12 protein-coding genes are annotated in these 12,185 nt (G+C 22.8%); 7 read left to right on the top strand and 5 right to left on the bottom strand.

Going from position 1 to position 12,185, the window contains the following annotated elements:
* The first annotated feature begins 8 nt into the window (after nucleotides 1-8).
* From hisA to hisIE, 3 genes are read left to right on the top strand one after another with little or no spacing between them, the layout of a single operon-like run.
* Nucleotides 9-749, top strand: coding sequence for a 1-(5-phosphoribosyl)-5-[(5-phosphoribosylamino)methylideneamino]imidazole-4-carboxamide isomerase (hisA, locus tag H0H76_RS00945; protein ID WP_185855675.1), 741 nt, complete (start codon nucleotides 9-11; stop codon nucleotides 747-749).
* Nucleotides 750-752: 3 nt separating this feature from the next.
* Nucleotides 753-1,505 carry an imidazole glycerol phosphate synthase subunit HisF gene (gene hisF, locus H0H76_RS00940; protein ID WP_185855674.1) on the top strand — a complete coding sequence of 251 codons (753 nt, stop codon included), beginning with the start codon at nucleotides 753-755 and terminating at the stop codon, nucleotides 1,503-1,505.
* A 21-nt stretch (nucleotides 1,506-1,526) separates the two neighbouring features.
* Nucleotides 1,527-2,150, top strand: coding sequence for a bifunctional phosphoribosyl-AMP cyclohydrolase/phosphoribosyl-ATP diphosphatase HisIE (gene hisIE / locus H0H76_RS00935; RefSeq protein WP_185855673.1), 624 nt, complete (start codon nucleotides 1,527-1,529; stop codon nucleotides 2,148-2,150).
* Between the two features lie 39 nt (nucleotides 2,151-2,189).
* Here the strand turns inward: hisIE and H0H76_RS00930 are convergent, their stop codons facing one another.
* A complete protein-coding gene (locus tag H0H76_RS00930) occupies nucleotides 2,190-3,056 on the bottom strand; it encodes a bifunctional 5,10-methylenetetrahydrofolate dehydrogenase/5,10-methenyltetrahydrofolate cyclohydrolase (RefSeq protein WP_185855672.1) in 867 nt (288 codons plus the stop codon).
* Nucleotides 3,053-3,850: a 16S rRNA (adenine(1518)-N(6)/adenine(1519)-N(6))-dimethyltransferase RsmA gene (rsmA, locus tag H0H76_RS00925; protein ID WP_185855671.1), complete on the bottom strand. Its 798-nt coding sequence runs from the start codon at nucleotides 3,848-3,850 to the stop codon at nucleotides 3,053-3,055. Before rsmA ends, H0H76_RS00930 begins: the two co-directional genes overlap by 4 nt.
* Before the next feature lie 95 nt (nucleotides 3,851-3,945).
* On the opposite strand from rsmA, the gene serS reads away from it, so the two are divergent.
* Nucleotides 3,946-5,211, top strand: a complete 1,266-nt coding sequence (gene serS, locus H0H76_RS00920) for a serine--tRNA ligase (RefSeq protein WP_185855670.1) — start codon at nucleotides 3,946-3,948, stop codon at nucleotides 5,209-5,211.
* Between the two features lie 22 nt (nucleotides 5,212-5,233).
* Nucleotides 5,234-6,205, top strand: a complete 972-nt coding sequence (gene metF / locus H0H76_RS00915) for a methylenetetrahydrofolate reductase [NAD(P)H] (RefSeq protein ID WP_185855669.1) — start codon at nucleotides 5,234-5,236, stop codon at nucleotides 6,203-6,205.
* 68 nt (nucleotides 6,206-6,273) lie between these two features.
* Here metF and H0H76_RS00910 read toward each other — a convergent pair whose 3' ends face one another.
* Nucleotides 6,274-7,254, bottom strand: a complete 981-nt coding sequence (locus H0H76_RS00910; RefSeq protein ID WP_185855668.1) for a pyruvate dehydrogenase complex E1 component subunit beta — start codon at nucleotides 7,252-7,254, stop codon at nucleotides 6,274-6,276.
* Nucleotides 7,255-7,354: 100 nt separating this feature from the next.
* Nucleotides 7,355-8,077 (bottom strand): hypothetical protein, encoded by a 723-nt coding sequence (locus H0H76_RS00905; protein ID WP_185855667.1) that lies wholly within the window; start codon nucleotides 8,075-8,077, stop codon nucleotides 7,355-7,357.
* Between the two features lie 153 nt (nucleotides 8,078-8,230).
* Between H0H76_RS00905 and H0H76_RS00900 the strand changes: the two genes are divergently transcribed.
* Nucleotides 8,231-8,902 (top strand): bifunctional nuclease family protein, encoded by a 672-nt coding sequence (locus H0H76_RS00900; RefSeq protein ID WP_185855666.1) that lies wholly within the window; start codon nucleotides 8,231-8,233, stop codon nucleotides 8,900-8,902.
* 31 nt (nucleotides 8,903-8,933) lie between these two features.
* On the opposite strand, the gene H0H76_RS00895 is transcribed toward H0H76_RS00900, so the two are convergent.
* Nucleotides 8,934-9,431 (bottom strand): dihydrofolate reductase, encoded by a 498-nt coding sequence (locus tag H0H76_RS00895; RefSeq protein WP_185855665.1) that lies wholly within the window; start codon nucleotides 9,429-9,431, stop codon nucleotides 8,934-8,936.
* A 26-nt stretch (nucleotides 9,432-9,457) separates the two neighbouring features.
* On the opposite strand from H0H76_RS00895, the gene H0H76_RS00890 reads away from it, so the two are divergent.
* Nucleotides 9,458-12,154, top strand: coding sequence for a valine--tRNA ligase (locus tag H0H76_RS00890; RefSeq protein WP_185855664.1), 2,697 nt, complete (start codon nucleotides 9,458-9,460; stop codon nucleotides 12,152-12,154).
* Nucleotides 12,155-12,185 lie beyond the last annotated feature (31 nt).

Raw genomic sequence — 12,185 nt, 5'->3', positions numbered from 1 at the left:
ATATAATAATGAAAAACAAAATAATAGTAGCAATAGATTTAATGAATTATAAATGTGTTCGTCTAATACAAGGAAATTTTAGAAAAAAAAAAATATATTATGATGATCCAATGGATATTGCTTTATTATTAGAAGATAATGGAATAACTAGAATTCATTTAGTAGATTTAGATGGAGCTAGAATTGGAAAGATAATTCATTGGAAAATATTAGAAAAAATAGCAAAAAATACTAATTTAATTATTGATTTTGGTGGAGGAATTAATACTAAAGAAGATATAAAATATGTATTTGAAAGTGGAGCTCATATAGCCACAGTTGGAAGTATTGCTGTTAAAAATCCATTACTTTTAAAAGAATGGATAAATTTTTATGGAAAAGATAAAATTTTGTTAGGAGTAGACGTTAAAAATGAAAGTATAGCAATTGATGGATGGAAAAATTTGTTTAAAATTTCATTATTAGATTTTCTTGTAGAGAAAAAAAATCATGGAATTGAAAATATTTTTTGTACAGATATATTTAGAGATGGAGTTATGGAAGGCCCATCTTTTCTTTTATATAAAAAAATAATTAAAGAATTTACTGATATAAAACTTATAGCAAGTGGAGGAGTTAGGAATATAAATGATGTAGAAAAATTGTTAAAATTAGGATGTTATGGAGTAATTATTGGAAAAGCTATGTATGAAAAAAAAATATCTTTTAATGAAATTATAAATTGTAATAAAAAAAATATTAATAATTAAATTATGTTAGCCAAACGTATAATCCCATGTTTAGATATTAAAAACGGAAGAACAGTAAAAGGAATAAATTTTAAACATTTAAAAGATGCTGGAAACCCTATAGAATTAGGATATTGGTATACTAAACAAGGCGCTGATGAATTAATATTTTTAGATATTACTGCTACAAATGAAAATAGAAAAACTTTAATTAGTTTGGTTAAAGATATTTCTCGCTATATTAATATACCTTTTACTGTTGGTGGGGGAATACAAAAAGAAGAAGATGTAGAGTTATTATTACTTTCAGGTGCAGATAAAATATCTATTAATACAGCTGCCTATAATGAACCAAATCTTTTGGAAAATCTTTCCAAAAGATTTGGTTCTCAATGTATTGTGTTATCTATTGATACAAAGTATGAAAAAAATAGTTGGATTGTTTACTTAAATGGAGGGAGGATCCCAACAAATACTAAATCTTTAGATTGGGCAAAAGAAGGGTATAATAGAGGAGTCGGAGAAATTCTGTTAACTTCAATTAATCATGATGGAACAAAAAGTGGATTTGCATTAGATATTACTAAATCTGTTTCTGAAGAAGTTCCTATTCCAGTAATAGCTTCAGGGGGAGCCGGAAAATTAGAAGATTTTTATAATATATTCAAAAATGGTAAAGCAGATGCTGCATTAGCAGCAAGCATTTTCCATTATAAAGAAATAGAAATTCCAAATTTAAAATTTTATTTGAAAAATCTTTCAATTCCTATAAGATAAAAAATACAAATTTTCTTAAAAATGAAAAATAAAAATATTAATTTCAAAAATGAATTAATTCCTACAATAATTCAAGATGAAATAACAAATAAAGTGTTAATGTTGGGGTATATGAATGAAGAATCTTATAACAAAAGTATTAATGAAAAAAAAGTTACTTTTTATAGTAGATCTAAAAAAAGATTATGGACTAAAGGTGAAATAAGCAACAATTATCTTATTATTAAAGAAGTATTAATAGACTGTGATGGAGATACATTGTTAATTAAAGTAAAACCTTTAGGTCCTACATGTCATAGTGGTGAAGATACTTGTTGGAATGAAATAAATAATGAAGAATTTTTATTTTTTTTGGAAAAATTAATTTATAATAATATTAAAGGAAAAAACGAAAATTCTTATATTAATAAATTATTTAGAATGGGGGTAAATAGAATTGCTCAAAAATTAGGAGAAGAAGCAATAGAAGTAGTTCTTGAATCTAAGGATAATAATAAAGATTTATTTTTAAATGAATCTGCGGATTTGTTATTTCATTATTTGATTCTTTTACGTTATAAAAATATTTCTATAAAAGATGTTATTAAAATATTAGAAAATAGACATAAATACATGTCTATAAATAGAATAAAAAAAATAAATTAAAATTAACTAAATAAAAATAAAATATAAATAATTATAGCATTATCTGTTATTTAATGCGGCTTGTAAAGTGTTTTTTAGTAACATTACTCTAGTCATTGGGCCAATACCTCCAGGTACTGGAGAAATATAGGAAGCAACTCCATTAACACTTTTAAAATCTACATCTCCCAATATTTTTTTAGAATTATGCAATTTATTTATTCCAACATCTATTACTATGGCTCCTTTTTTTATCATTTTACCTGTAAGGAAACATGGAATACCTATTGCAATTATAATTATATCAGCATTTTTTGTATAAAACTCTATGTTCTTAGAATAACTATTAATCATTGTAACTGTACTATTTCCATAATATGATTTACTACTCATTAAAATACTAATAGGAAGACCTACAATTTTACTTCTTCCAATTATTACAGTATGTTTACCACATACGTCAATTTTGTTTCTTTCTAAAAGTGTTATTATCCCTAATGCTGTAGCCGAAAAAAAGCTTTTCATTCCAAAAGTCATTTTTCCAAAATTTTCAGGATGGAATCCATCAACGTCTTTTTTTGGATCTATTGATAAAATAATTTTTTCTTGATTTAAATGTTTTTCAATAGGAAGTTGAATTATGTAACCATCTATTAATGAATTTTCATTCATATTTTTAATTATTTCTAATAACTTTTTTTCTTTTATATTTTTAGATAATTGTGTTAAAGTATATTTCATTCCTATACTTTTACATTCTTTAATTTTATTATTAACATATATAATACTAGAACTATTATTTCCTATTAAAATTATTCCAAGATGAGGCATACGTTCATTTCTATTTATTATTTTCTCTTTTATTTCTATAGAAATTTCTTCTTTTATGATAATTGATAATTTATTCCCATCTAGTAATTTAGTCATGTTCTTATTTCTATTTCTTTTGTTAATTCTATAAAATCTTTTACTGATAATTCTTCTGCTCTTTTATTTAAAAACGGTATTTTATTAAAATCCAATATATAACTAAATGTATTTAAAGAATTTTTTAATTTTTTTCTTCTTTGATTAAACGCAGTTTTTACACATTTAAAATGTAACTCTTTTCTAAGAGTAGAAAAAATTATATTTGTTTTTTTTCTTTTCAAAGAAAAAACTGCAGATTTTACATTTGGCATAGGAGAAAATACATTTTTTTTTACAGTAAATAGATATTTAACATCATAAAATGTTTTTATTAAAACAGGTAATATCCCATACATTTTATCTCCTTTATGAGAAAGAATTTTTTTAACTAACTCTTTTTGAAACATCCCAATACATTCTGGTATGTAATTATAATATTTTAATATATGAAATAATATTTCAGAAGAAATATTATAAGGAAAATTTCCTATAACTGCAAAATTTTTTAAATTAAAATTTTTAGGATTCCACTTTAAAAAATTTTTATTAATAATTATTTTTTTTTTTCTTTCTTTAAAAAAAGGAAAAATATTATATAAGTATTTTACCAATTTTTTATCAATTTCTATTAAAAATAGTTTGGTAAGAAGTGTATTTTTTAAAATATATTTAGTAAGAATTCCAAATCCTGGGCCTATTTCTACAACTGTATTATAATTTTTAAAAGAAAGGTTCCCTACTATTTTTCTAGCTATATTTTCATCTTTTAGAAAATATTGTCCTAATTTTTTTTTTGAAACTGATTTATACATCAGACAAATATAAATATAGAAAATATTATCTGTATATTTATGTTGAGTTATCTTAATAATAATAAGATGATTAAGTAATCAAATGTTATTTTTTTATGTTTAAAATGTCTTTCATACGTAAAAATGAAGAAAAAGTTTTGTTAGGATTAGAAAAACGTAATTTTAAAGATATATACTTAATAAAAAAAGTATTAACATTAGACGAAAAAAAAAGAAAACTTCAAAGTTATCTAAACAAAATTTTAGAAAAGGAAAATTGTATTTCCAAAGAAATAAGTAATAATTTATTAAAAAATGACTTTTCTAAAATTTATTGCTTAAAAAAACAAGCAATTTTATTAAAAGAAAAAAAAAAAAATACAAAATTAAAATTAAAAAATATTCAAACTCTGTTAGCAACAGACTTGCAAAATATTCCAAATATTCCTGATGAACAAGTAGAAAAAAATTTTTATGAAAATAATATTGTTTATAGAGGAAATAATAGTATTACATGCATTGACAACCCTATCCCTCATTGGGAATTATCAAAAAAATTTTATTTATTTAATTTAAATTTTGGTACAAAAATATGTGGAACAGGTTTCCCAGTATATATAGGAAAATGTGCAAAACTTCAAAGAAGTTTGATACAGTATTTTTTGGATAAAAATATAGAAGCAGAATACAATGAGTATAACCTACCATATATTGTAAATAATAAATCTGTATTTTCTACTGGACAAATTCCTGATAAGGAGAATCAAATGTACTTTATAGAAAAAGATAACTTTTATCTAATTCCAACAGGAGAAGTTCCACTTATGAATTGTTATAGAGATGAGATCTTTTTTTATTCAGACCTTCCTATAAAAGCAACTACTTATACATCTTGTTTTAGAAGAGAATCAGGATCATATGGAACTAAAGTTAGAGGATTAAATAGATTACATCAGTTTGATAAAGTAGAAATTATTCAAATTACTACTGCAGAAAAATCCGTGTTAGCATTAAAAGAAATGATTAATCATGTTAAAAATATTCTTTATTCATTAGAATTACCTTTTCGTATTGTTCGTTTAACTGCTCCAGATCTTGGATTTTCTTCATCTATAACTTATGATTTTGAAGTTTATTCAATTGCTCAAAAAAAATGGTTAGAAGTTAGCTCAATTTCAAATTGTAAAAATTTTCAATCTCATCGTTTAAATATAAAATATAAAAATCGTAAAGGTAAAATAGAGTTTTGCCATACTCTGAATGGAAGTTCATTGGCACTTCCTAGGATATTATTAACTTTATTGGAAAATAATCAAACTGACAATCAAATTAATATACCAAAAGTTTTGATTCCTTATACAGGATTTGATAAAATCAAATGATAAAATAAAAGTTATTCATTTTATGAAAGTTACAGAGCATATAGCTAAAGCAAAAAAAAGTTTATTTTCTTTTGAAATATTACCTCCTTTAAGAGGACATAATATAGGAAATATATTTTCTACTTTAGATCCTTTAATGGAATTTAACCCTCCTTTTATTGATGTTACATATCATAGAGAGGAATCAATTTTTATTGAAAGAGAAAATGGATTATTACAAAAAAAAAAAATTTCAAGAAGACCAGGCACTATAGGAATTTGTTCAGCTATAATGAATAAATATGGTGTAGATGCAATTCCTCATATGATTTGTGGAGGAATTAGTAGACAAATGATAGAAAATTCGTTGTTTGATATAAATTTTTTAGGAATAGATAATCTTTTTGTTTTAAGAGGAGATTCCTTAAAAAAGGAAAGTAGTTTTTATGCAAATAGAAATGGACATAAATATGCAGTAGAACTTGTTAAGCAAATTAAAAATTTGAATACAGGAAAATATATTGATAAATATTTCATTGAAAATAATCATGATAATTATTCTCCTATGTTTAATTTTTGTATTGGAGTAGCTGGATATCCAGAAAAACATTTAGAATCTCCAAATATAGATAGTGATTTGTATTTCTTAAAGAAGAAAATAGATGAAGGTGCAGATTATATAGTAACTCAAATGTTTTTTGATAATAAGAAATTTTTTTCTTTTGTTGATAGATGTAGAACAAAAGGAATTTCTGTTCCTATTATTCCTGGTATTAAACCGATATCTTCTAAAAAACAATTAAATAGTCTTCCATCTAATTTCTACTTGAGTATTCCTAATGAATTAGTAAAAGAAGTTATAAAAGCAAAGAATAAAGATAGTGTATATAATGTTGGAATTGAATGGTCTATTAATCAATCTAAAGAATTGAAAAACTCTGGAGTAGAAGTAATTCATTATTATACAATGGACAAGCCAGATAATATTTATAAAATTGTTAAATCTATTTATTAAATTAAGTATAAGTAATACATTCCATAAATGGTAAATATGGGATAGTATAATAATATTTTATTATATTTTTATTTAATGTATAGTGTTTTTTTTATAGAATTTATTATTTTTTTTTCATTTGGATACCAATATTTTATTAGATTTTTTGCATAAGGTGCTGGTGTATCTAACAATGTTACTCTATTAATTGGTGCATCTAAATAATCGAATGCTTTATTTTGTATAAAATATGAAATTTCAGAAGAAATAGATGAAAATGGCCAGGATTCTTCTAATATTACTAAACGATTTGTTTTTTTTACAGAAGTATAAATAGAAGTATAATCTAAAGGTCGTATAGTTTTTAGATCTAAAACTTCTACACTTATGTGTTCTTTTTCTAATTTATATGCTATATCCAAGGCAATTTTAATAATCTTGCCAAAAGAAACAAGACTTACATCAGATCCTACTTTTTTTATATCTGCTTTGCCAATTGGCAAAATATATTCTTTTTCTGGAATAATCATTTTATCTCCATACATTTGTTCAGATTCCATGAAAATAACTGGATCATCATCTCTTATTGCTGATTTTAATAACCCTTTTGCATCATATGGATTACTAGGTATTATTACTTTTAAACCTGGACAACTAGCATACCAACTTTCAAATGTTTGAGAATGGGTAGCTCCTAACTGTCCAGCAAATCCAGTTGGGCCTCTAAAAACAATAGGTATATTCCATTGACCTCCACTCATATAACGAATTTTTGCAGCATTATTAATAATTTGATCCATAGCTATTAATGAAAAATTAAAAGTCATAAATTCTATTATTGGTCTACATCCATTCATAGCAGAACCAATTCCTATTCCAGAAAAACCTAATTCTGATATTGGTGTATCTATAACTCTTTCAGGTCCAAATTCATCTAACATTCCTTTAGATGCTTTATATGCTCCATTATATTTAGCTACTTCTTCTCCCATTAAATATACTGAATTGTCTCTCCTCATTTCTTCACTCATAGCTTCCTTTATAACTTCACGAAAAGTTTTTTCTTTCATATTATAATATAAAATTTACCGGAAAGGAAATAAATTTATTTCCTTTCCGGTAAAATAAAAAAAATAAAATTAAAAGACGCTTTTTATTTTAATACCATTTTTATATTTTTTTTATTATTTTTCCTATTCCTTTACCTCTTATTTTTACTCTTTCTATTTCTCTTTGTATTTGTATTTGTCTTTTTTTTTCTTTATTAATTTCTTTTTCTTTTCTTTTTTTTTCTCTTCTCATTTCTAATTCTTTCTTTTTATTTTCTTTAATAAGATCTTCCTCTATTTTTATTTCTTTCTCTATTTTTTGCCTTTTATCTCTTTCTAAAAAAATATATTGTTTATATTCTGTATTATGCTTTTCTGTATTTACTTTTCCTCTTTCTATAGAGATAGAATTCAATTTATTTATTTCATTATTAATTTTTTTAATACTATTTTTTTTTAATTCTTCTGCGTCATTTAGACTCTTTTGTATTATTTTTTTTTCTTCAGGCAGAAATTTTTTAGTTCTTCTAATATCTTTTATACGATGTATTTCTTCTATTATACTTTTATGTTTATTTACTAATTTGTTGTATACTTTAAGATTTTTTTGATATTTTTCATTCCAACCATTTTTAATTTTTAATAATCTTTCTATTTTGCTTGATAAAGTTTCTAATGTTTCTCCTTTTAAAACTGAATCTTCATCTCTTTTAGGAATTTTATTTAATATTCTTCCTGAAAATAGATCATTAATTAAAATTTCTTTATCATTGTTACATGAAAAAAAAATTAAACCAAACGTTAAAAATATAATTGAAATTAAAACTTTTATATAAGTGTTCATAATTAAAATGTTTTGTTTGTGATTTTGTAATAAATATATAAAAAAAAAATATTACTTTTTTATAAGATTTTTATATATTAGAACCTATATCCAATCAAAAATAGTATCTTTGATATAAGTAATAATAATAAAATTTACAATTTCTATTTTCCTATGGATCAATTTATAAGATTAATTATACGGGGAATATCCTTAAGCCAAATACAGTCTGGTATATATGTTTTATTACTTGAAGAAGAAATGTCGGGGAAAATTAAACTTCCTATTATTATAGAAAGTATACAAGCTCAGTCTATTGCTTTTGCTTTAGGAAAAAAAGATCAATCTAGATTTTTTACACATGATTTGTTTTTTACTTTTGCTAAAGTATTTTATATTAATTTAAAAGCAGTAGTAATATATAAAATAATTAATGGAATATTTTTTTCTTATCTATTATTTGAAAAAAATGATTATTATAAAGAAACAAAAGAATTAAAAGAACATAAAATTAGTTCAAAAACTTCTGACGCTATTGCATTAGCAGTACGATTTAAAGCCCCTATATATACTACAAAAGAAATATTTAATAAAGCTGGAGTCCATTTTGAAAATGGAATTACTATTGATATTGATAAGGAAGATAAGTATAATAATGAAAATAATAATATTGAGTTAGAGAACATTGATAAATTAGATATAGGAGTATTTTTCAGAGAAAAAAGTCAAAAAGATTTGGAAAATATGACAGAAAATGATCTAAATGTTTTATTGAATCAAGCAGTAATTAATGAATTTTATGAACTTGCAGCAAAAATAAAAAAGGAATTAGATAGAAGAGAATAATTTACAAAATAATAAAAAAAATAACAAAACATCATTTTCTTTCAAATCTTATAAAACTATAATTGTATGGATTTTTTTTATCTTTTTCATAAAAAAATTCATATTTTTTACTCCATTTTTTTTCATATATTTTTGGAAATTTTGTATCTCCAAAAAAACATTTATGAATAATTGTTAATTCTAAAACATTAGCATAATCAAGTAAAGAAATATATGTTTGCTCACCACCTATTACAAACAATCTATCTATAGATAAATTTTTTATTTCTTTTACAGAAGAAATAACTAATCCATTATGTTTCTTTATGGTTTTTTCTATTGACGAAGTATTTTTTCTTGTTAGTACTATATTTTTTCTTTTTGGTAGTATTTTTCCTATTGATTCGAAAGTTTTTCTCCCCATAAGAATAGTTTCTCCCATAGTTAAATTTTTAAATCTTATCAAATCATTTGGAATATGCCACATTAATTCATTATTTTTTCCTATAAATCCGTTTTTAGAAACGGAAGCTATTAATATTATTTTCATTATTTTTAATTTATTTTATTTATGTAATGTCAGATATTAGTATTAAATATAATCCAGAATATATTGAAAAAAAAATATACGATTTATGGATGAATAATAATTATTTTTCATCTTTTCCTGATAAACGTGTTCCTTACACTATAATTATGCCCCCACCAAATGTTACTGGGAGTCTACATATAGGTCATATGTTAAATAATACAATACAGGATGTATTAATAAGATATGCAAGAATGCATAATCATAATGCTTGTTGGATCCCCGGGACCGACCATGCATCTATTGCAACAGAAGCAAAAGTTATAGAGGAATTAAATAAAAAAGGAATTTCTAAATTTTTTTTGGGAAGAGAAAAATTTTTATCTCATGTTATTAAATGGTCTGAAAAATATAAGAATATTATCTTTAATCAGATTAAAAAACTTGGATGTTCTTGTGATTGGAATAGAGTACAGTTTACTATGAGTAAAAAATTATCTGAATCCGTAAAAAAAATTTTTATTAATCTTTATAATAGAGGATATATTTATAGGGGATATCATGTAGTAAATTGGGATACTGTTGCTAAAACTACAATTTCTGATGAGGAAGTTATTCATGAGGAACAAACATGTAAATTATATTATATAAAATATAAAATAAAAGATGAAAATAATAATATAACTATAGCGACAACACGTCCTGAAACTTTATTTGGTGATACGGCAGTTTGTTATAATTATAATGATATTCGTTATTCACATTTAATAGGAAAATTTGTTATTGTTCCAATAATAAACAAGGTAATTCCTATTATTAGAGATTCATGTATAGATATAAATTTTGGAACAGGATGTTTAAAAGTAACTCCAGCCCATGATAAAAAAGATAAACAACTTGCAGATAAATATGGATTAGAAATTATAAATATTTTTAATGAAGATGGAACTATAAATGAAAATGGATTTCATTATAAAGGAATTGATCGTTTTGATGCTAGAATAAAGGTAGTTAATGAATTAACCAGATTAGATTTATTAGAAAAAACAGAAAAATACAAACACAAAATAGCTATTTCTGAACGTACGTCTTCAATAATAGAATATAGATTATCTATTCAATGGTTTTTAAAAATGAAAGAAATATCTATTCCTGCTATGGAAGCAGTAAAGAATAATGATATTAAATTTTATCCTAAAAAAATAAAGAAAATTTATATAAAATGGATGAATAATATTGGTGATTGGAATATTTCTAGACAATTATGGTGGGGGCATAGATTACCTGTTTTTTATTATGGGAAAAAAATTAATGAATATGTTGTAGCAGAAAATATTAATATTGCTTTGAAAAAAGCAATAGATAAAAGTAATAATCATATGTTGACATATGATAATCTTTGGAAAGATCCTGATGTTTTAGATACTTGGTTTTCTTCTTGGATTTTACCAATAACTGGATTTGATGGGATTATTAATCCTAATAATGAAGAAATGGATTATTATTATCCAACTGAAGATATAGTTACAGGTTCTGATATTATATTTTTTTGGGTTGCTCGTATGATAGTATCAGGATTTTTTTTTAAAAATAAAAAACCTTTCAAAAGAGTATTTTTTACAGGAATTGTTAGAGATATTAATAATAAAAAAATATCAAAATCTTTAAATAATTCACCTGACCCAATAATTTTAATTAAAAAATATGGTGCAGATGCCGTACGTTTAGGTCTAATGTTAAAAAATACAGCAGGTAAAGATTTTCATTTTGATGAAAAAATATGTGTACAAGGTAGAAATTTTGCTAATAAAATATGGAATGCTTTCCGTTTAATTAAAAGTTGGAAAGTAGAAGAAAAAAAAAATGAATGTAATAAAGAAAATTCAATAAATAAATTAGAAAAATTATCATTACTTGCTATTGAATGGATGAATAATCGTTTTTATTTTATTTTGAAAATTTTTGATGAAAATTTTCAAAAATATAGATTAGATGAATCATTAATGATTGTTTATAAATTTTTTTGGGTTGATTTTTGTTCTTGGTTCCTTGAAATAATTAAACCTGATAATGGAAAAATTATATCTAGTAAAGTATATTTAAATGTTGTATTTTACTTTGAAAATATTTTAAAATTATTACATCCTTATATTCCTTTTATTTCTGAAGAGATATGGATTTTACTAAAAAAAAGAAAATATAAAGAAAATTTGATGTTATCTTTTTGGCCTAAAAAAAAATGTTATGATTATAATATATTGGTTTCTTTTGAAAAAGTAACTAAAATAATATCTAAAATACGTAATTTAAGGCTAAAACATAATATTCCTTATAAAGAAAAAACTATTTTATTTTCTATGAGAAATAAATGTAATAAAGAAAAAAAATATGATGATATAATATTAAAATTGGCAAATATATCTAAAATAATTACAGTTTCAAAAGTACCTAATGAATCATCACTTGTTTCTTTTTTTTTAGGTGAAGATAAATTTTTTCTATTTTTAAATAATAGAAAAATTTCAAATATTTCTTCAATTATAATTAGTACTGAAAAAAAAATTCAGTATTTCAATAGATTATTATTTATGATAAGAAAAAATTTAATGAATAAAAAATATATAATTTCAGTTCCTAAAAAAATTCTTTTAAAGGAGAAAAAAAAAGAGAAAGATACTTTGGAAAAAATAGAAAAATTAAAAGAACAGATAAAATATTTTAAAGGAAAAAAGGAACAAAAATAATAAAAATAATAAAATTAAATGTTATATATAA

This window comes from Blattabacterium cuenoti (assembly GCF_014251275.1).
Taxonomy (GTDB): Bacteria; Bacteroidota; Bacteroidia; order Flavobacteriales; family Blattabacteriaceae; genus Blattabacterium; species Blattabacterium cuenoti_AG.
This window is presented reverse-complemented; position numbering and strand designations above follow the sequence as displayed.

What these genes read in the sequence shown, in the direction of transcription:
- hisA (WP_185855675.1), top strand. Translation starts at nt 9, where the DNA reads ATGAAAAACAAAATAATAGTAGCAATAGATTTAATGAATTATAAATGT.
- hisF (WP_185855674.1), top strand. Translation starts at nt 753, where the DNA reads ATGTTAGCCAAACGTATAATCCCATGTTTAGATATTAAAAACGGAAGA.
- hisIE (WP_185855673.1), top strand. Translation starts at nt 1,527, where the DNA reads ATGAAAAATAAAAATATTAATTTCAAAAATGAATTAATTCCTACAATA.
- H0H76_RS00930 (WP_185855672.1), bottom strand. Translation starts at nt 3,056, where the DNA reads ATGACTAAATTACTAGATGGGAATAAATTATCAATTATCATAAAAGAA.
- rsmA (WP_185855671.1), bottom strand. Translation starts at nt 3,850, where the DNA reads ATGTATAAATCAGTTTCAAAAAAAAAATTAGGACAATATTTTCTAAAA.
- serS (WP_185855670.1), top strand. Translation starts at nt 3,946, where the DNA reads ATGTTTAAAATGTCTTTCATACGTAAAAATGAAGAAAAAGTTTTGTTA.
- metF (WP_185855669.1), top strand. Translation starts at nt 5,234, where the DNA reads ATGAAAGTTACAGAGCATATAGCTAAAGCAAAAAAAAGTTTATTTTCT.
- H0H76_RS00910 (WP_185855668.1), bottom strand. Translation starts at nt 7,254, where the DNA reads ATGAAAGAAAAAACTTTTCGTGAAGTTATAAAGGAAGCTATGAGTGAA.
- H0H76_RS00905 (WP_185855667.1), bottom strand. Translation starts at nt 8,077, where the DNA reads ATGAACACTTATATAAAAGTTTTAATTTCAATTATATTTTTAACGTTT.
- H0H76_RS00900 (WP_185855666.1), top strand. Translation starts at nt 8,231, where the DNA reads ATGGATCAATTTATAAGATTAATTATACGGGGAATATCCTTAAGCCAA.
- H0H76_RS00895 (WP_185855665.1), bottom strand. Translation starts at nt 9,431, where the DNA reads ATGAAAATAATATTAATAGCTTCCGTTTCTAAAAACGGATTTATAGGA.
- H0H76_RS00890 (WP_185855664.1), top strand. Translation starts at nt 9,458, where the DNA reads ATGTCAGATATTAGTATTAAATATAATCCAGAATATATTGAAAAAAAA.